General features: G+C 67.0%; 20 protein-coding genes. 14 read left to right on the top strand and 6 right to left on the bottom strand.

Features of this window, described 5'->3' with window-relative positions:
- Positions 1-101 precede the first annotated feature (101 nt).
- The 4 genes from E3Z34_RS19160 to E3Z34_RS14330 all read left to right on the top strand — a co-directional run bounded on the left by E3Z34_RS19160 (position 102) and on the right by E3Z34_RS14330 (position 3,951).
- The gene (locus tag E3Z34_RS19160; RefSeq protein ID WP_238695199.1) at positions 102-767 is read left to right on the top strand and encodes an N-terminal phage integrase SAM-like domain-containing protein; all 666 of its coding nucleotides are present in this window, start codon (positions 102-104) and stop codon (positions 765-767) included.
- Entirely contained in the window at positions 734-1,225 is a 492-nt protein-coding gene (locus tag E3Z34_RS19155) for a tyrosine-type recombinase/integrase (protein ID WP_238695198.1), read from the top strand. The genes E3Z34_RS19160 and E3Z34_RS19155 overlap by 34 nt, the downstream gene beginning before the upstream one ends.
- Before the next feature lie 354 nt (positions 1,226-1,579).
- Positions 1,580-2,671 carry a tyrosine-type recombinase/integrase gene (locus E3Z34_RS14335; RefSeq protein WP_238695197.1) on the top strand — a complete coding sequence of 364 codons (1,092 nt, stop codon included), beginning with the start codon at positions 1,580-1,582 and terminating at the stop codon, positions 2,669-2,671.
- Positions 2,668-3,951 (top strand): tyrosine-type recombinase/integrase, encoded by a 1,284-nt coding sequence (locus E3Z34_RS14330; RefSeq protein WP_134774149.1) that lies wholly within the window; start codon positions 2,668-2,670, stop codon positions 3,949-3,951. Before E3Z34_RS14335 ends, E3Z34_RS14330 begins: the two co-directional genes overlap by 4 nt.
- 303 nt (positions 3,952-4,254) lie before the next feature.
- Here E3Z34_RS14330 and E3Z34_RS14325 read toward each other — a convergent pair whose 3' ends face one another.
- The 4 genes from E3Z34_RS14325 to E3Z34_RS14310 all read right to left on the bottom strand — a co-directional run bounded on the left by E3Z34_RS14325 (position 4,255) and on the right by E3Z34_RS14310 (position 7,865).
- Positions 4,255-5,589: an ISL3 family transposase gene (locus tag E3Z34_RS14325; protein WP_194092415.1), complete on the bottom strand. Its 1,335-nt coding sequence runs from the start codon at positions 5,587-5,589 to the stop codon at positions 4,255-4,257.
- A 101-nt stretch (positions 5,590-5,690) separates the two neighbouring features.
- Complete coding sequence (locus E3Z34_RS14320) at positions 5,691-6,674, bottom strand: TRAFAC clade GTPase domain-containing protein (protein WP_158288697.1); 984 nt, start codon at positions 6,672-6,674, stop codon at positions 5,691-5,693.
- Between the two features lie 77 nt (positions 6,675-6,751).
- Positions 6,752-7,177: a hypothetical protein gene (locus E3Z34_RS14315; RefSeq protein ID WP_134774147.1), complete on the bottom strand. Its 426-nt coding sequence runs from the start codon at positions 7,175-7,177 to the stop codon at positions 6,752-6,754.
- A 127-nt stretch (positions 7,178-7,304) separates the two neighbouring features.
- The gene (locus tag E3Z34_RS14310; RefSeq protein WP_238695196.1) at positions 7,305-7,865 is read right to left on the bottom strand and encodes a hypothetical protein; all 561 of its coding nucleotides are present in this window, start codon (positions 7,863-7,865) and stop codon (positions 7,305-7,307) included.
- A gap of 405 nt (positions 7,866-8,270) precedes the next feature.
- On the opposite strand from E3Z34_RS14310, the gene E3Z34_RS14305 reads away from it, so the two are divergent.
- From E3Z34_RS14305 to E3Z34_RS14290, 4 genes are all read left to right on the top strand, one after another.
- On the top strand, positions 8,271-8,957 hold the full coding sequence (locus E3Z34_RS14305; protein WP_134774146.1) for an ATP-binding cassette domain-containing protein: 687 nt from the start codon (positions 8,271-8,273) through the stop codon (positions 8,955-8,957).
- On the top strand, positions 8,954-10,456 hold the full coding sequence (locus E3Z34_RS14300; RefSeq protein ID WP_134774145.1) for an ABC transporter permease: 1,503 nt from the start codon (positions 8,954-8,956) through the stop codon (positions 10,454-10,456). Before E3Z34_RS14305 ends, E3Z34_RS14300 begins: the two co-directional genes overlap by 4 nt.
- A gap of 52 nt (positions 10,457-10,508) precedes the next feature.
- Positions 10,509-10,904 carry a metal-sensitive transcriptional regulator gene (locus E3Z34_RS14295; RefSeq protein ID WP_158288696.1) on the top strand — a complete coding sequence of 132 codons (396 nt, stop codon included), beginning with the start codon at positions 10,509-10,511 and terminating at the stop codon, positions 10,902-10,904.
- A 309-nt stretch (positions 10,905-11,213) separates the two neighbouring features.
- A complete protein-coding gene (locus E3Z34_RS14290) occupies positions 11,214-11,513 on the top strand; it encodes a hypothetical protein (RefSeq protein ID WP_134774143.1) in 300 nt (99 codons plus the stop codon).
- Between the two features lie 16 nt (positions 11,514-11,529).
- Here the strand turns inward: E3Z34_RS14290 and E3Z34_RS19150 are convergent, their stop codons facing one another.
- Positions 11,530-11,895: a hypothetical protein gene (locus tag E3Z34_RS19150; protein ID WP_238695195.1), complete on the bottom strand. Its 366-nt coding sequence runs from the start codon at positions 11,893-11,895 to the stop codon at positions 11,530-11,532.
- On the opposite strand from E3Z34_RS19150, the gene E3Z34_RS19145 reads away from it, so the two are divergent.
- Positions 11,894-12,118, top strand: coding sequence for a hypothetical protein (locus E3Z34_RS19145; RefSeq protein WP_238695194.1), 225 nt, complete (start codon positions 11,894-11,896; stop codon positions 12,116-12,118). The two genes, E3Z34_RS19150 and E3Z34_RS19145, sit on opposite strands and share 2 nt — an antisense overlap.
- Positions 12,119-12,746: 628 nt before the next feature.
- On the opposite strand, the gene E3Z34_RS14280 is transcribed toward E3Z34_RS19145, so the two are convergent.
- Complete coding sequence (locus tag E3Z34_RS14280) at positions 12,747-13,289, bottom strand: TetR/AcrR family transcriptional regulator (RefSeq protein ID WP_134774141.1); 543 nt, start codon at positions 13,287-13,289, stop codon at positions 12,747-12,749.
- An 87-nt stretch (positions 13,290-13,376) separates the two neighbouring features.
- Here E3Z34_RS14280 and E3Z34_RS14275 point away from each other — a divergent pair, with 87 nt between their 5' ends.
- The 5 genes from E3Z34_RS14275 to E3Z34_RS14260 all read left to right on the top strand — a co-directional run bounded on the left by E3Z34_RS14275 (position 13,377) and on the right by E3Z34_RS14260 (position 18,623).
- Positions 13,377-14,204, top strand: coding sequence for an SDR family oxidoreductase (locus tag E3Z34_RS14275; protein ID WP_134774140.1), 828 nt, complete (start codon positions 13,377-13,379; stop codon positions 14,202-14,204).
- Between the two features lie 870 nt (positions 14,205-15,074).
- Complete coding sequence (locus tag E3Z34_RS14270; RefSeq protein WP_134774139.1) at positions 15,075-15,806, top strand: RusA family crossover junction endodeoxyribonuclease; 732 nt, start codon at positions 15,075-15,077, stop codon at positions 15,804-15,806.
- A gap of 213 nt (positions 15,807-16,019) precedes the next feature.
- The gene (locus E3Z34_RS17760) at positions 16,020-16,472 is read left to right on the top strand and encodes a hypothetical protein (RefSeq protein ID WP_158288694.1); all 453 of its coding nucleotides are present in this window, start codon (positions 16,020-16,022) and stop codon (positions 16,470-16,472) included.
- A 52-nt stretch (positions 16,473-16,524) separates the two neighbouring features.
- On the top strand, positions 16,525-17,823 hold the full coding sequence (locus E3Z34_RS14265) for a S8 family serine peptidase (protein ID WP_158288693.1): 1,299 nt from the start codon (positions 16,525-16,527) through the stop codon (positions 17,821-17,823).
- A 242-nt stretch (positions 17,824-18,065) separates the two neighbouring features.
- Positions 18,066-18,623 carry a hypothetical protein gene (locus E3Z34_RS14260; protein WP_134774137.1) on the top strand — a complete coding sequence of 186 codons (558 nt, stop codon included), beginning with the start codon at positions 18,066-18,068 and terminating at the stop codon, positions 18,621-18,623.
- Positions 18,624-18,645 lie beyond the last annotated feature (22 nt).

Here is an 18,645-nt window from a genome sequence, read left to right as displayed (position 1 = left end):
AACGCCACGATTGCGGCCGCCGTCCATCTGGTCACCCGTTGTCAGAAGTGGTCACGAAGTGGCACCCTTGTTGCACGTATGTTGCACGAAATGGGGACGCGATGGCATCGAGACGAGGCTTCGGGGCACTGCGGCGGCTGCCGTCGAAGCGGTGGCAGGCCAGCTACACCGGTCCGGATCTGGGACGGCACACTGCTCCCCACACCTTCGCTTCGAAGGCTGACGCTGAGGCGTGGCTGGTCCACGAGCGCGCGCTGGCGAGCCGCGACGACTGGGTGGCCCCGAGGCGGCGGGCGGAGCTGGCCGAGCGCCTGGCACCACCGACCTTCACCGAGTTTGCTCGTCAGTGGCTCGCCGACCGGTCCCTCAAGCCGCGGACCCGCGAAGGCTACGAGCACCTGCTGCGCCGTTACCTCGAGCCGGAGTTCGGCGACCTGCTCGTCTCCGACCTCACGCCGGCCCTCGTGCGCCGGTGGTGGGCCGGCTTGTCGCCGGACCACCCGACGGTCAACGCCCGCGCCTACGCGTTGCTGCGGGCCGTCCTGACGACCGCCGTTACGGACGAGCTGTTGACCAGCAACCCGTGCCGCGTCCGAGCCGCCTCCAACCCGCCGACCAAGAAGGAGATCCGCCCGGCGACGCTCGCCGAGCTGGACGTGCTCGTGAAGGAGATGCCGGACCAGCTCGGCGCCCTCGTGCTGCTCTGCGCGTGGTGCGCGCTGCGGGTGGGGAGGTGCTCGAGCTGCGCCGGCGGGACCTCGACCTGAACCGCGGCGTCGTCAAGGTGACCCGGGCCGTGTCATGGGTCAGGGGCCAGCCGATCATCGGCACCCCGAAGTCGGCCGCCGGCACCCGTGAGGTGAGCGTGCCCCCGCACATCGTTCCCGCGCTGGAGCAGCACCTGGAGAAACATGTGCGCTCCGGAGCGGACGCCCTGCTGTTCCCCTCCATGCGGGAGCACCAGCGTCATCTGCAGCCGACGGTGCTGCACACGGCCTGGCGCAAGGCCCGAGCCGCCGCCGGCCGCGAGGACCTGAGGATCCACGACCTCCGGCACACCGGCGCGACCATGGCTGCCATGACCGGCGCCACCCTCGCCGAGCTCCAGGCACGTCTCGGTCACTCGACCGTCGCGGCCGCCCTTCGCTACCAGCACGCCGCCCAAGGCCGCGACGCGGAGATCGCCGCGAAGCTCTCCGAACTCGCCCGCCCCCCGCAAGAGTGAGTGGGGAGCCGGAGGTCCCGACTGGGAGGGGCGTCTCATCACGCCCAGCCGCCAGTAGGCCGTTGAGCGAAACTCCCCGGGCGATCGCTCCCCGATGCGTCACTTCGCCCAGAATGGGGCAGCGTGGCTCCGCACGCTCTGGGCAAGCTGCGGGCAGCTGGGGCGCTCGCGCGCAGTCGGCGGTCGATACATTACGACTCCGCTTGATATGTGGGTGATCTTCGGATCACCGGCGCCTGTACTTTGCAGGTGTCCGTCTCGCTGAGGAGGCGCTGTATGTCAGCTCTGTCGTTGAGGTTCGTGCCGGTCGATGAGCGGTTGCCGGGGTCGCCAGCGGCCAGGTTCGACGAACCGTTGCTGGATGACTTCCTGGACTTCCTCGCGTCCAGGTCGCGGCCGAACTCTGTGCTCGCCGCGATCTATGACCTGAAGGTCTTCTTCACCGTGGTGGACAAGCCGGTCGCGGAGGTCACGAGCCGGGACGTGCTGGCGTTCATCACCGCCCAGCGTGCCGGGCTGAGGAGGCTGCCGAGGATCGGGCCGGTGCTGCCGGTGGTCGGGCTCGACGGCTCGCCCGCCCCGGGCGGGGTGTCCTTGCGGACGGTCCGGCGGCGCCTGTCGACGATCAGCGGGCTGTACGCCTTCCTGAGCGTGCGCGGCGATGTGGCCCGCAACCCGGTGCCACGGGGGCTGCCGACCCGGCGCGAACGCAACCGCCCCCGTCAAGGGGTGCCGCTGGTGCGTGCGCCTCGGACGCTGCCGCGGATCCTGGCACCGGCGGAGGTCGACGCGCTGGTCGCGGCGCTGCGTACCCACCGGGACCGGGCCATGGTCGCGGCGATGCTGCTGGGCGGGCTGCGGCGCTGCGAGGTCCTGGGCCTGCGCCTGGAGGACCTGCGACCCGGTGAGCGGCGTGTGTTCGTCGCTGACGGCAAGGGCGGGCACCAGCGGTACGTGCCGATCGCGCCCGCGTTCTTCGTCCACCTCGCCGCCTACCTGAACACCGAACGGCCCGCCGAGGCCGGCACGGGCCAGGACGACGGCGGCACCGACCGCGTCTTCGTCTGCCTCAAACGGCCCCGGCGCGGACACCCGTTGAGCGCGGACGGCCTGGACGAGGTCCTCGAGGGCGCCCGGCGCCGTGCCGGGCTGGACCGGGCGACCTGTCACCAGCTGCGCCACACCTGCCTGACCCGGCTGCGGACCGCGGGCATGCCGCTGGAAGCGGTGCAGGCACAGGCCGGGCACGCCTCGATCGAGTCCACCCGGATCTACCTGCACCTGGGCGAGGACTGGCTCGCCACCCAGTACCGCACCGCCTCGGAGGTCATCGATGCGCAGGTCTTCGCCATCGACCCACCGCTGTCACCACCACCGACCCCGGCCCGGGTCTTCACCAGCATCTCCGGCCGTCCCGGACCTGCGCTGCCCGGGGGGTCCTCATGAGGCGCGGACGCCGGCGGCTGCGCCCGCCCAACCCGTACGCGGCGATCCCGTTCGCGACCTGGGAGCAGCTGACCGAGGCCGTCCCGGACATCGTCGACGTCATGGTCCGCTACCTCGAGCAGATCGCCTGCATCCTGCGCCCGGGCAGCGTGCACAACACCGACCAGTGCTTGCGGGCCTTCGCGACCTACCTGATCCAGTGCCACCCGCAGGTGCGCACGGTCGCGGCGATCGGCCGTCCCCAGATCGAAGGCTACAAACCCTGGCTGCTGGCCCGCCCGGGACAGAACAAACCGACCCTGGCCCCGGCCACCAGCGCCCAGCGGCTCGGGGTGCTGCGGATGTTCTTCATGCGCATCGACGAGTGGGGATGGCCCGAGGCCCCGTCCCGGGTGCCGATGTTCCACGGCGACATCCCCGTCCAGGACCACGCCCTGCCCAAGGCCCTGGACGACCCCTCCGCCTCCGCGCTGCTGCGCGCCGCCCAGGCCGACAGACGCCAGCTCATCGGCCTGACCGTGGAGGTCCTGCTGCGCACCGGCCTGCGCGTCGGGGAGTACTGCTCCCTGAGGTCCGACGCCGTCGTCCTCATCGGTGACACCTACTGGCTCCACGTGCCGGTCGGCAAGCTGCACGAGGACCGATACCTGCCCCTGCACCCCCACCTGGTCGAGCTCATCGGCGCCTACCGGGCCGCGCACGTCACCCCTGGGCACGAGCTGCTCATCCCCTACGAGAACGGCCGCCAGCTCGACCGGCACGCCGTCACCCGGTTCATCAACAAGGCCGGCGCGGCCGCCGGGCTGGGCCACATCAACCCGCACCGGCTGCGGCACACCCTGGCCACCCAGGCCATCAACCGAGGCATGTCGCTGGAGGCGATCGCCGCGATGCTCGGCCACAAGTCCCTGGACATGACCCTGGTCTACGCCAAGATCGCCAACCGCACCGTCGCCCAGGAGTACTTCGCCGTCGCCGCCAAGGTCGACGCCCTCTACACGGCACCTGCGAAACTGCCCGCCGAGGACCTCGGACCCAACATGGCCCGCCTCAACCGCGAGCACCACCGCCTCCTGGGCAACGGCTACTGCACCAGGCCCAAGGTCATGGACTGCGAGTACGAGAGCATCTGCGAGTCCTGCACCTTCTTCCAGACCACCATCGTGTTCCGTCCAGCGCTGCTCGCCCAGCGCGCCGACGCCTGCGCCAAGGGACAGACCCGCCGCGCGGCGATCTACGACGAGCTCATCACCGGCCTCGACACCACCGAGGCCTCTTGACAACGATCACCCACATAACGCCGATGTCCGGATGCCTGGGGCGGCCCTCGTCGCGGTCGAACACGGCGAATAGCTTATGGCCTGGCAGGGTCGCGACCCGGGTTAAGGGGGGCCCGACGAGAGCCTGCAACTTGGGTGCGAGTATCAATGCAGCAAAGCATCAAAGTCGACAGCCCGGTCGCAATCTCCGTTGCGGATCCGGCGCGCTAAGCTTGCGGCTCGTGCTCTGGAGTGATCACCTAATCGAATGGCCGTCTCGTACTGCCACGCGATATATCCGGCTCTTCCCAGTTGCGGTGGGGGTCATAGGTTGAGCCCTCCGCCGATGAGGAGCATGCGGAGCCTGTAGTTGGATCGGTTCTTGAAGCCTCGAGCCAGGCGACGGTGCAGCTCGACCAGTCCATTGATGGCCTCCGTCCCGCCATTCGTGGCCCCGGTGGTGAAGTAGGCCAGGAACGCCTCTCTCCACTTGCGCAGGGTGCGGCCGAGCCGGGCGACCTCGGGAATCGGGCAGGAGGGGAACGAGGCGATGATGCGCTCGGCGAGCTTGCGGCCCTCGGCCTTCTCGGTCTGCTTGTACGCGGCGCGCAACTGCTGGGCGCACTGCCAGGTCAGGTCGACCACCTCGTGGGCCTCGTTGGCGGCGAACGCCCGCTCGATCCGGGCGCGCTGCTTGTCGGTGAGATTCTCCTCGCCGGCGCGCAGGATGTTCTGGATGCCGTACAGCGGGTCGCCCTTGCGGCCGCGGTGACCGGTGGTCGCCTGCTGCACCCGCCGTCTGACCTCGTCCACGCACTTCGTCCCCAGGGCGACGACATGGAAGACGTCGAGCACAGCGGTCGCCTCGGCCAACTCGTCGTCGATGGCGGCCTTGTACCCGTGGAACGGGTCGAGCGTGGCGACCTTGACGCTGGCGGTGAAGGCGTGGCCCCGTGCGGTGAGCCAGTCGGCGTACGCCTTCTTCGAGCGGCCCGGTACCAGGTCCAGCAGACGTGCCCTGACCTGCCCGTTCTCATCGGTCGTCAGGTCCACCATCCCGGTCAGCTCCTTCGGTCCGCGTCCACCGTCCTCGGGCGCCTTCGTCGAGACGTGGTGCCACACGTGCTCATCCACGCCTAAGGTCTGCACGCCCGCGAAGCGGGTCTCGTCGGCTGCTGCGGCCGTCAGGATCGGCTCGATCCCGGACCAGACGGTGTCCCACCCCAGGCCCAGCTGGCGGGCCAGGCCGTGCACGGTGGCGTGCTCACGGCGCAGCTGCCCGACCGCCCAGGACCTCGCCCTGGTCGTCCACGTCGAGCGTGGTGGAGCCAAGGTCTCGTCGGTCTCGGTGAACGAGCGCCTCGGGCACGACGCCTCCCGGCAGGCCCAGGTCCGCTTCGCCCAGACCAGCCGCACCGGCGTCCCGAACGCCGGGATGTCGACCAACCGGTGCTCGCGCCGACCTCGCGAGGCCGCGCGCACTCCGCAGTCCGGGCACCCGACCGGACCCGGCGGTGACTCCACCCTCACCACCAGCCCGTCCGGGCCGCGCGCCACGTCCAGGACGTGATAGCCGTCCAGGCCCACCAGCAGGTCGCAGTTGTCGCAGTACGCGCTGTGTGCGCCGAGCGCAGCGCAGCACGACGTAGGGTTGTCCATCGTCGAGGTCCTCGAGGTCTTCGGAGTGCTTGGTCGCCTCCGATCTTGAGGGCCTCGACCCTTCTCAGCCCGGCACCTGCCTCGCCCGGCGCGTCACACCCCTACCCCCACCGCAACTGGGAAGAGCCATATATCCACTCAAGGACATCTATACCATTCTCACTGACCTCGGAGGTGGAGACAGACTGGCCACCCTGCAGAGTACGGGTCGACGAGAAACAGAAATCCACGGAGTCGAAGGAGTTCTGCAACTCCGCCGCGAGGGATGTCAATCGCTCTGAAATCCTGTGATCTCCAAGGCGGTCCATCTCGCGGAGAATCTTGGATGAAGGTAATTCCTTCGAATGGAAGACCCGAAACAACTCACTGCTCGTGGATGCAGAAAAGCGATCGGGTATGATCAGGTCAACTTTCGATAAGATAACGAGCAGCGCCCTGCCGTTGTGCCGTTCGACTGACCGGGCGAGTTGGGCAGCCAGACGCAAGTCCTGGACTTCGTGATTCATGCCAGCGGCCACTGCATACGACCTGGCGGCGTCATGCGATTCGGCATAGAGGTCCTCGATCGAGATAATATGCGCAATGCTTCTCGCAGAAACCACATACTCAAGGAATCCCGGGGCGCCATCACTTCCTTCGGTAGCAAGGTCCAGCCAGTGCTCCCCGGCCGTATCGCCTATTTCTAGATCGACGACCGTTCTTTTGCCGAACTGAAGTTCGCCGTCATATTGGATCACATTGCCCAGCCCAGTAGACTGCGGCCACGCGCCTTGATCGATCCCCCGAATTGCTTGGTAAACTGCGATGGCGCTCCGCGAATCTGCAGTGAAGGACACGTAAGGATTCCGGTCGTTCATGCACCGTTCGTACAGGAGGTTGGCGAACACCGTCTTTCCAGATCCGGGTTGCCCGGTGATCGCGAGTCGGAAGTCGAAGTGACGTACGCGACGCAGATGAGTCAGCATCCAGGCTGTGAAGCCGGCATAGGCAAAAACAACCGGGACGGCGGCTATCATCCACCATGGAATAGAAACCCCAACACCAGACCCCTCGAAGGTGTTCGAAGTTGCGGCCAGGACGGCCACCGCAAGAGATGTGACGGCCAGCGCGACGCTAGTGATCGTGAGTAGGCGCTCGCTCCGGGGGTCAGGCGACTTACGCGTCACTGCTCCCTCCTGATGAGTTCGAACGAAGTTATCATGATTCCGATGCGCGTAAGCAAACATATGACCCATTGCAGGAGTACCGGCTGCGTCTGTTCAAAGTCGGTGGCAAGGCCCTGAATCTCCGCGCTGGCGGCACCGACCGAATCGCCCTGACTCAGGATGGTTGTCGCCAGCAGGTTGGCTTGAGATATGTTGTCGCTCGAAATGGCGATTGCGGTCTGTAGGCAAATGACTACTACCGATCCCACGGCGAAGGCCATCCAAGCATCAGACTTCGTAGCGACAGCACGGGCCGTCCCGGCAATAGAGACAGCCACGAAGCCGAAGGCCAAATCAGTTATTGAGAAAGCATCTTGAACCGTGGGTGCCTGATTCAGGCGCGTGAAAACGAGCAAAATCGCGGGGACGACAAACGGGGCCACTACTACAACGATCACATCTCGGACTTTTGTCGCCAAAGTGGCCTGAGTTAGGCCAACTGGTGAGTTCGCGGCTTGGGCAAGAGGAGTGCTTCTCGGTCCGTTCCCGCCCGGAACGCTCCTCACCATATTAGGTCCCGATGGACTTCGGTCGCACCATTCTTCGGAGTTCGGTGTTCGCCCAGGTCGAAACAGGAAGCATCCAGAAGGGGTCTCCGTCGAAACTTCGCATCGGTATGGCGTAAAGCCATCCTAGGACGGTGGTGTCCTTGGCCCGGTACCCGCACCGCTCGGTCGCGAAGCGGTGCAGCGTCCGGTACGGCACCACGCAGCCCTGCCGGGCGAGGAGCTCCTCGATCTTCACGACCGACAGCGGCTTCTGATCCTTGCCATCCCCAGCCACCCACGCCCGGATCTGCTCCTCGCGCGCCAGCAGTGCTTCCCAGGCGGCGCCGTGACCGTTCGGGCGGACCGGACGCACCGCCGCCACGACCGCGCCGACCAGCTGGTCGTCGACCGCCGCCAGCCCCGCCGACCGCTCCAGCCCGGTGGCCTGGGCGGCCTGGACATAACGGCGGGCGGTCTTGCGGTCCACCCCCGCCCGCTCCGCGACCGTCCGCAAGCCTGCTCCGTCGAGCCAGCCCCGCAGCACCTCTCTGACCTCAATCACGCTGACCTCCCTGAACCCCACGCCCGGTGACCTCCGCGTCGACGAAGCTGACACAGCGATCAAACGGGCCATCGAGGAGACCACCAGCAAGACGCGCCGGGTGGTCCCATGACTGGCAATCCAGGTGGTCCCATGAAGCTGGCAGAAAACCGGCTACAGCGGTCCCATGCTCATGGCAGGCGACACGTGGCTTCGTGTCAGGACGCCCCCGGTGTGCGTCGGAGTCGCCGGCGAGGTCCTCACGGTCTGCCCCGGCCAGCACACCTCGAGTTCCCGCTCCAAGCCCACTGACAGGACCCGCTGTATAAGGCAGGTCGATGAAGGAGATGGGACCTTGGACCCGCTCCCCCACCCCAGGTGGGGTGGTACTATTGCGGTGAGTCAGTTTGAGGCGGCGGCGACGTCGACCCCGAGAGGGAGGAACCGATGACCCCCACCAGTGCACTCCTCCGGCCCCCCAGCACGTCAATGTCGGATCCAGCGGCCGTGCTCGAGGCCACTGGAATCGCCAAGGCGTACCGCACCGGGTGGTGGCCCCGCCGGCGCGTGAAGCCGGTGCTGAACGGCGCCGAGCTACGACTGCGGCGCGGCGAGGTGGTCGGGCTCGTCGGGGAGAACGGGTCGGGCAAGTCCACGCTGATGAAGATCCTGGTCGGGGCCCTCGACCGGGACGCCGGCACCGTTCTCCACACCGGGCTCGTGGGCTTCTGCCCCCAAGATCCGGTGCTTTACGAGCGTCTGACCTGCGACGAGCACTTCGAGTTGTTCGGGCGGGCCTATGGGATGGCCGAACCTAATATGAAGGCCTCGCGCGAGGACATCTACGCAACCCTGGGGTTCGCGGAGTGGCGCACCGCCCGCGTCGAGGAACTGTCAGGCGGAACCCGGGCCAAGCTCAACCTCGGACTCGCACTACTACCCGACCCCGAGCTGCTCCTGCTCGACGAGCCCTACGCCGGGTTCGACTGGGACACCTACCAGCGGTTCTGGGAACTCACCCGCGACCGCCGCGACGCCGGTCGCAGCCTGTTGATCATCAGCCACTTCATCACCGACGTCGAACGGTTCGACCGCATCTACGACCTGGTTGACGGTAAGACGGTGCCGCGATGAGCACACCGACAGCAACTCTGACGGGACTCGCGACCTGGCGCTACCTGCTCGAGTACGCCCGGCGACCGCTCAACCTCGTGCTGCTTGCGGCGGTGCCGGTGGTGTTCGTGGCCCTGTCCGCCGGTGCACTGGCCGACTTCGGCCGCATCCTGGGCGCCGAGACGACATTCGGGCAGCTCGAGGCCGCCACCGCGGGCTGGGCAGCCGCCCTCCTCGCGGGCGTCGCCGGCTTCTTCCACGTCGCCGGCTCGCGCGATGCCGACCACCGGATTGCCTCGGCGGGTTCGGCCACCGCCTCGGTGGTCACCGCGCGGCTGGCCTCGTCGTTGCTGCTGGCGGCCGTGGCGGCCGCCGGGGCTCTGCTCGCGCTGGCGGTGCGGACCGACGTCGCCGATCCAGCGCGAGCAGTCCTCGCGACCGGGATGTTCGCTGTCATCTATCTCGGGATCGGCGCCACGATCGGGGCACTGGTGCGCTCGGAGGTGAACGGGTCGCTCCTGCTGATCTTCGTCTGGATGTTCGACGTGTTCCTCGGGCCGGGCATGGGCAACGCGGACTCCCTGGTCAACCGGGTCTTCCCCGCGCACTTCCCCACCCTTGTCATGCTCGACGCCTCCACCGGGCACGCCGGCCCTCTCGGCGACCTCGGGGCCTCGCTGACATGGACGATCGGCGGACTGGCGTTGGCGTTCGTCGCCCTGGTCGCCACCACCCGACCAGCTCGCGCCCGCGCGTCCGCGTCGTCGTGGTCGCGGCTGCGGTACGGGCTGCGATTCGCCTGGCGCGAGTACCGCCGCAACCGCGCACTGTGGGTACTGCTGGTTGGTTTACCGATCTTCTTCATCACACTGTCCATCGCCACCACCCCCGACGATCCCGCCCCCGTGGAGCTGGCCGAGGGTGGTCAGCGGTCGGTCACCGTGCTCTCCATGGTCGACGTCCACGGCGCGATCATGGTCGCGATCACCGTCGCGTTCCTGACCGGGCTGGCGGGCCTTTTCGTGGTGCTCGGATCAGCCGAGGGCGACCGCCGGCTGGTGATCGCCGGCTTCCGTCCCCGCGAGGTGCTCACCGCTCGCCTCGGGGTCGTCACTCTGGCCGCAGCGTTGGTTAGCGCCGTGTCGTTGGCTGTCACCGCCTTCAGCTTCGCTCCCAAGGTCTGGGTGACCTTTGCACTGGCCACCTTCGCGATCGCCCTCACTTACGGGATGATCGGCGTAGTCATCGGCCCACTCGTCGGGCGCCTCGGCGGCCTCTACCTGATGTTCCTGCTTCCGTTCCTGGACGTCGGCCTCGCCCAGAACGTCATGTTCGACGCCGCACCACCCTCCTGGGCGGCGTGGATGCCCGCCTACGGCGCGGTCCGTGTCCTCGTCGATGGCGCGTTCACCCCCAACTTCAACGAGACAGTCGGACTCGTCCTCACGCTGTCCTGGCTGATCGCCATCACCGGTGCTGCCGCGACCGTCTTCCACCGCCTCGCCGCCCCCCGGAACTGACCGTGGCTCCGGTAGTCCTGAGCCAGAGACCCGAACGAGATGGAGTGTCACAGTGAGCCAGAGCCAAGGGCAGCCACCAGGCGCCGGCCTAGTCGACAACAGTCGCGGTGGGCAGGGTTCGGACGTCGACTACCACCGGCGGACGATCAATCGGCTCAAGACCGCGCGCGGCCACCTCGAAGGCATCGTGAAGATGGTCGAAGCCGACGCCTGGTGCCCCGACATCATGAAGCAGCTCGCCGCGGTGCAGGGCATGCTTGAGGGCACCAGTCGCGAGGTGTTCCGCCACCATCTCGAGAGGCACGTCGGGGAAGCCATCCGCGCCGGCCGCGGTGAGCAGATCGTCGATGAACTCATGGAAACCCTGAAGTACGACAAACGGGTGCTTCGTCCCCTCCCAGCGGATGCAGACGACTCACTTGCGGACACTGAAACTGAGACCGGATAGCCATCATCCGGCCGCTCTCCCGCGCCGCACGAAGTGGTGGAAGGCGAGGAGCCGTGGCTGTCTTGCTCACTGCAGTCCGACGAACGAGACATCGGCACCGGAACCCGGACTTGTGCCGATGGCGAGGAGCAGAGCGGCGATGAATGGGAGCGGCGCAGACGAGTGTGCCAGCGGGAGTGCGAGCGCGGCGACGACGCCGATGGCGCCATCGACATCACCACTGGCCGGTGAGCGCCGTGACGGACCGGCTACCGGTAGAGCTCATGCGTCTCGTGAGCCGCTGGCCGCCCGCGGCGTACGGCTACTCCGGTGTGGGGGCTGAACGTCCAGCTCGCCACGCTCTCCACGGTGGTGGCGGCGCCGGTGATCGTCCGGGCGCGGCTGCGGCGGCGCGGGAACGTCGCCTCGCCCGCCGGCGCCGGCCGGCTCCTCGCCCCGGCCATCACGACCGCCCGCGGCGCGGGCGTGAGCGGCCGGGTGCTGTGCCGGGCGGACTCGGCGCACTACGGCCACGCCTTCGTCGGAACCGCCTGGCGCCACGGCGTGTGGTTCTCGGTGACCGTGCGGATGGACCCCACAGGCCAAGGCGGCCACCGCGGCCATCGATGAGGACGCTGGACCCCGATCAAGTACCCCAACGCGGCCTGGGATGAAGGCCGAGCAGCGGTGGGTCTCCGACGCCGAGGTCGCCGAGGTGCCCTTCGTTGCGTTCACCTCCCGCCGCAGGGCCGAGCACGTGCCCTGCCGGTTGATCGTGCGCCGGGTCAGACGGCTCCAGCCCCTGGCCGGGGACGGCAACGCGCAGGGTGAGCTGTTCGCTGCCTAATGCCACCACGCGTTCATCACCAACTCCGACCTGGGCACCATCGAGGCCGATCAACACCACCGGGGGCACGCGGTCGTCGAGCAGGTCGTCGCCGAGCTCAAGGACGGGCCCCTGGCGCAACCTGCCCTCAGGGAAGTACGCGGCGAACGCGGCCTGGGTCGCCATGGCCGCGGTCGCGTTCAACATCGCCGGCGCATCCGCTGTCGCCGCCGACATGGCCACCGCCCGGTGGGCGACCCTGCGCCGGAAGATCATCAACGTACCCGCCCGGATCGCCGCCACCGGCCGCCGGCTGATCCTGCACCTACCCACGCACTGGCCCTGGGCCGGGCGCTGGACCGCGCTCCACACCGCCGCGACCGGACCCCCACCGGCCACCACGATCTGACCACCCAGCCCCGAAACGGGCACGACCCGAGGAACCCGACGTGGAAGAGCCGGCGCAGACCGGCAGGCTCACCACGCCGCCCTCAGCCCGCCCCACCCTCAGCCACCACCGCAACAGCAGACCTCACCCCGGGTCGGTGGATCAAGGCTCACTCCGTCTGGATCACCCCGGCGAGTACGGGGCTGGGTTCGGGGGCTGATAGATAGGCCGTGCGCGGCATTGGCGCAACTTCCTTGAACCTCTCCCCGTACGCACCCTGACCTGCGCTGACGTACTCCGTCGCCGTGCGTACGGGGTGCGTACGGGGTTATGTACCCCGTACGTTCTCGGCAACGCACCTAGAGTGCCTCTCCGTGTATCCATCACTGGTCGGTCTGTGGCCTCTACTCCGCTTCGCCGCATCCTCCGCGAATGGGTTGCTTGGAGACCGCCGAGGGAAAAGGGCGCTGAAGACGTCGACTGAACGCACCAGATCCTGGAGCCGGACAGCCAAACCAAGCGAAGGGCGACGGGCACGCTCATGCCGCGGGTCGCGCGGCCGGAGCGTTTTGCCTGCGCGACCCGTGCGCCAGGCCAACGAGCGTCGGAACGGTGGTCGCCTTCGTTCGCTGGTGGGTCACGAACGCCTTCAGGCCAGGACGGCGCGGACGACGAGCTCGAGGACCGGCCGGATGTCGCTGTCGTCGTGGCGGGCGACGCGATGCAGGATCAGTCCCTCCGCGCACGCCATCATGGCCCGGGTCGCCGCAACCGGGTCCGTGGCGCCCAGCTCTGCAAGTGCCCCCTGCAGGGCGGCCTCAAAGGTTGCCCGACCCCGTCCGAGGCTCTCACGCAAGGCGGGATTGTGGCTCGCCTCCATGAAGAGGACCAGCCGTGCGCTGGTCAGTGTGCGCTGGTCCTCGGTGGTGCGGTCCAGGAGCGCCACCATGGCCTCGAGGAGCTCCTCGGCCGACTGCGGGGCGAACGTGGCTCGCATCCCAGAGATCTCCCGCTCGAGGATGGCGTCCGCCACCCCACGAAGGAGGGCGTCGCGCGTCCGGAAGTAGTTGGACGTGGACCCCGGCGGGAGGTCGGCCCGCTCGTCGATCCGGCGGTGGGTCAAGGCCTTCAGGCCCTGGGTGCCCACCAACTCGATGGCGGCATCGAGGGCACGGTCCCGCAACGATCTCATCTGAGCACTATATGAGTAGTGACGCCGTGCCACTACGTGAGTAGTGTGACGGGTGAGGCGGGGCGCCTGCCGGAAAGGATGTTCCCCATGCCATCGGTCCTGGTCACCGGAGCCGGTCGCGGGATAGGCGAGGCCATCGCGCTGCGACTGGCCTGCGCCGGATGGACCGTGTTCGCCGGCGTGCGCGAGGAAATCACCGGGGAGGGCCTGGGGCGCGAGGACCGCGGCATCACGAGGGTCCTGCTCGACATCACCGACGAGGCGCACGTCGCCGCCCTGGCCGACAACCTGCCCGACCGGCTGGACGCCCTCGTCAACAACGCCGGCATCGGGGTGCTCGGCCCGATCGAGACCGTGTCCGTCCCAGACCTTCGCCGCCAGTTCGAGGTCAACCTCTTTGGCCAGGTCGCCGTCACGCAGGCCGTACTGCCGCAGATCCGTACCGGCGGCGGCCGGATCGTCTTCATCTCCTCCACCGGCGGCCGGGCACCGGTGCCCATGGAGGGCGCCTACTGCGCGTCGAAGTTCGCGGTGGAAGCAGTCGCGGACGTGCTCCGGGTCGAGCTCCGGCCCTGGCACATCGACGTGTCCGTCGTAGAGCCCGGCCCCACCGACACCGGCCCGTGGCAACAGATCCAGCCATTGCTCCATGCCATGGAGCAGGGCATGACGGCCAACCACCGCGAGCTCTACGCACAACACATCAGCGGCATGCTCAAGCTGGTCAGCACGCTCCAGGCCCGCACCGTGCCGCCGGACGTCGTAGCCCGGGTGGTCGAGCAGGCGCTGACCGCGCGCCGCCCTCGTGCTCGCTACGCCGCCGGGGCCCAGGCCCGAGCGATGGTCACCATGAACACAGTCCTGCCCACGCGGCTCAACGACGCCATCGGAGCCCGGCTCCTCGGCCTGCGGTAACCACCCGGTTCAGACAGGCCCGGCAACACGCCCGCTGGGGGCCGAGATGATCACCGCAAGACATCCGGTTCTGCCGCAGACCGCTCGCCGTACCCGTCAGGCAAGGCGCGTCATAACGCCGCCAGGGGGGCTTGCCCGGACGGCGTGGCGTCCTCGGATCGGGGCCTCCTTGCGCTGGCTGGCGCCAGCCGGGCCCATAGCGAGGGCGCCCCTGGAAATGACCATGCCCACCACGACCAGCACCATCCTCGTCGAAGAGCACCGCGCAAGGCTCCTATCCCGTCGGGCTGGCCAGCAACGATCCCGGCGCCCCGGCCACGTCCTTGACGATTAGGTCTGTCAGTGGCCCTCCTTAGGGTCGGCACATGCGCATCGCCGATATGCAGACAGAATCGAACCTTCCAGGTCTCTCGCCATCTCAGTCGAGAGCTCGACGAAGCTTGCCCCGACGGCCGACTCGGGACCTCGGGACTGGCAACCAGGGCGGACTCGCTGTCGACGAGGACTCGCAACATCGGTGGGTTGTCGCAGCCCTCCTACCCGTGACTCCAGCACAAGCCAAGCAAGCCGCTGTCCGGCGGCTCCTGCGGCTCCCAGAGGTGAATATTCAAGCGTTGGACGTCTACTGCCAGGACTGCCGGCTCCCCATCGCCGACGCCTCGGAGAGCCCGTGCGCTGCACGCGCCAGCTACTCGTCTGGTGCCCGGGATCACCTTACAGGGGGACCGCTTCATGAACGTGCGCGCCGAGGCAAAGGCCCCGACGCAGACCGGGCCCTCATTGCCGCCCGTAAGACACGCCGGACTGAGCTCTCCCGTCAGCGAGAACGCGCCAGGCAGCCAGCCCCTACCCCGTCGGCGGTGACCAAACATGTCTGAGAGCCACTTCGTGACGCACCTGCGAGAAGCGCTCGCTAACGACCACGATGACCACCGGTGGACTGTCGCTGAGAACCGGCTGAGGCAGGCACGCATCTCCTACCAACTCACGCTCGGGCGGCATGACGAGCAAGAGCCCGGCGAGCTCAATAGCCTAGTCGTCGAGAGTCTCCTTACCGCCGGTGCCACATCCTTCACGAGCACACTCGATGGCCGAAGCCGCCTCCATGCCACCTATCTGTCGAAGGCGACCTGGCTGGCAGAACGACCGTGCACCACATGTGACTTTGACCCTTCAGGCCTGCCCGTCAGCGTGCAACTCCCCATCGATCCCTTCACCGCACAGACAGATGCTGGGGCCCTCCGCGAGAGGAAATCGCGCATCCGTTCCGGCCTTGCCTCGATGTATCCGTCCAACTGCTCTTGGCCGGCCTGCACGCAAGTGTGCCTGCGTGTGGTCTGTGTCTTGGGCGCGAAGAATCGTGATAAAGACGCCGACAATTTGGTCAAAGGAATCCTGGACTCGCTCCAGTCCGTCATCTACGAAAACGACGCCTCCATCAGCCACATGGAGGTGTTCAAGCTGTCGACCCAAGCACCCCGAGGCTTTTATCTCGTGTCTGCTCGCCCCGTGGAACCACTGACCAACGACGTTCTCGATCCCACGAGAGGGCTGTCCTGGCACCCTTCACCCGGCTGGATCGACCCTCGAGGGGAACTCTAGGAGTTGCTGGATCCGACTCTACCGAGGGCCGGGCGTCCGCGACGAGTGCGTCCTACCGCCGCGAAACGGTCGGCTCACCCGTTGCAGATGCCAACGCTTGACAACGCCGTCGGGCCAGCGCCACCCTGAACAGCACACGCAGCACGGGTGCGCGTGCCAGACACGGGGCCGTGAGTTCATCGCGGTAGCTGCTCGCGAGAACGGGGGAGATCGATGAGTGCGTCTGAAGAGGTCCGTGCCGTCATCCGAGACCTGCAAGCAGCCGTTGCCCAGTCGACTGGTCGGATAGGCGACTTGGGCATGCGCGTCACCAAACTCGGTGTCGACTTGGAGACGGTGCTGGAGAAGAAGGCATCCGGAGAGATCGACTTGAAACTGGTGAAGTTGGGCGGCGGTGGCGGTATCAAGGACACGACCACGATCTCGCTCACGATGGAACCCAGCGATGCGGTCGGTGCCGCGTACGTTGACGATGAACTTACGAACGCGCTTGCTGTCATCGAAGCAGCCATCGCGGTCCTCGATGCCGACTACGTGCTGTCCGAAGCGACCGTCGTGGTCGCGTTCGAGACCACCATGGAAGGCAAGATCAGCTTGGTCCTGGGTGGCGAAGCAAGCCGTGCGAAGGCGCATGCCGCCAAGGTCACGTTCAAGCCTGACGAGTGACGACTCCAGGCTGCCCTATGCGTGCAGCCTCGTGGGGAGAGAGGTGTGCATCATGGCTAAGCACTTCGACGTGCACCTGCTGGCCGAGCCTCCGGTCCCACAAGACGGCGACCCGTACGACATCACCCAAGGTGGGATCGTTTTCCGGGGACTCCCCTTCGTGGCCTGGCCCACCGGCGATCCACCGGGGGCGCGGTTTGAAGTTCTACGGAGCTGGCCGCGGTACCCGCGGGCTAGGCTCAAGATCCTCCACGCACTAGACGCGGCCAAGGCCAACAATGCTCACGTGTATCGCCTCAGCCTGGCCGTCACTCGGTCACGCGATCCCGAGGCGGACGCGCTGGCGTACGCCACCCGGTTCTTGCGCGACAAGAACCGGATCGTGGTGGCCGCCGCGGGGAACTGGGGGCCGGGCCCGGGAACGCTGAGCGACCTCGCATGTGCACGGAGTGTCATCTCAGTCGCCGCGTGCGGCTCGAACGGCCTGCCACTTGATTGCTCCGGCCGCGGTACCGTCGACGGGCCCAAGCCAACCCTTGCCGCGGACGGCACTGATCCCGCCGGGCAGTCGACCCCTGGGACCAGCCTCGCTGCAGCACGCGTGGCCGTTCTGTGTGTCTGGATCCGCTCCCTTCTTCAGAGCCTGACGTCGGAAGCGAGTGCCGCCTACGCCGGAGAGAGCTTGGTTGAGATGCCAAGACCGTCTCGGCTCGCTCACGTCGACAGCGACTTCACACAGAGTCAAGTCGACTCGTTGGTTTCCATGCGAGTGGGCCGGGCGGTCTTCCCATCGGGTTCCATCAGGTATTCGGGGGCGACGGTGCGGCGAATCAAGTGGCTGACTCGCGTCATAGACTACGCCGGTGAGCACCAGGTCTACGTCGCCTTCGATTATGGCCCGGACTGGGTGCTGCGCGTTCTATTGGCCGCGGCCGACACGGGCCCCTGGATCGACCCAATTGCATGCGGTGCCGGCGTTGTCTCCCGCGACTCAGTCCGCGATCTTCTTACCGGCATGACGCCGTCGCGATTCCTACGCTTCTTCGTCAACGACGGCTACTGGGACGAGCGACGAGCTGCTGTCGGTGCGGCGCTAGACGAAGACCTTGAAGAACTCTGGTCGGTCACGGACCTCGAACTGTTCGAGCAACTTTATGCCGCTGAGTACGAAGACCTCTTCATCGAGATTGGGGTCCCAGGGGAGGCGGGTCACGGCAACACGATGCTGCGCGTAAGCGGTACACCCACGACGTTCACCAATCAGCCTGTCTACGCGCACATCGACGTGCACGGCAATCTGACGATCGATGACCCGGAAGCCCCGACCAACACATCGTGTAACGAGCAGTAGCCCGCACTCCAGCACAGTGTTGCGGACATGCGTCATTCCGCCGCGACCAGGAGGCGGTCCTGGCGGCGTAGCGTCGTGGGCGTCGACAGCCTCGGTCGCGCTGGCGGCGGGCAGTGTAGACACTTGGGCGGCGCGCCCTTGCGACTCTCCGCATGCCATGCATGTACGGCGAGTTTCCGCGGCAGGTATACAGCGGCTCGCCCGACCACTGTTCGCCATGCCTCGTCAACTACGCTCGAACCATGGACACAGGATTGGACGACATTCTCCAGGACCTACGCGTCGAGGTTAATGAATCCATCGCGACTCTGACTTGGGCTCAGAGGGGGCTTGGGTTAGCAGTCGAGGACATCAAGAGACGTCCTGTTCACCCGGCCAATCCCGACCCCCGAATAATCATGGGGAGGGGCGACCCGAATGCCGCAGATGCACGGATATTGGCTGAGTGGCATCGCAAGGAGACGCTTGAAAAACTGACTCGGGGTGGTGATGCCTTCAATCGTTTGGGGCGTGATTGGGTCGTCGCGATTTACCAAGCGTGGGAAGATGACGTCCGGGCCCGCATCGCCAAGGTCGCGGGCGTTGACAAGTCAAATGTCCTCAATACCGTCTTCGGGGATCTACGGCACGTCCGGCACGATATTGTGCATCGACAAGGTATCGCCTCTTCTGAGCACAGCGCCAAGACCGAGGTCCTAAATTGGTTCGCCAAGGGCGAACCAATCGTGATCGACGGGGACCACCTTCTCGATTTCAAAGACAAACTCGCGGCAAGTTCCATTGCAATCAATGATGGTTGAATCGCATTGTCGTGGCGTCTCC

Origin of the sequence: Ornithinimicrobium flavum (assembly GCF_004526345.1) — a bacterium.
Lineage (GTDB): Bacteria > Actinomycetota > Actinomycetes > Actinomycetales > Dermatophilaceae > Ornithinicoccus > Ornithinicoccus flavus.
Note: the sequence above shows the minus strand (reverse complement) of the source record. Positions and strands in the feature narration are given on the sequence as shown.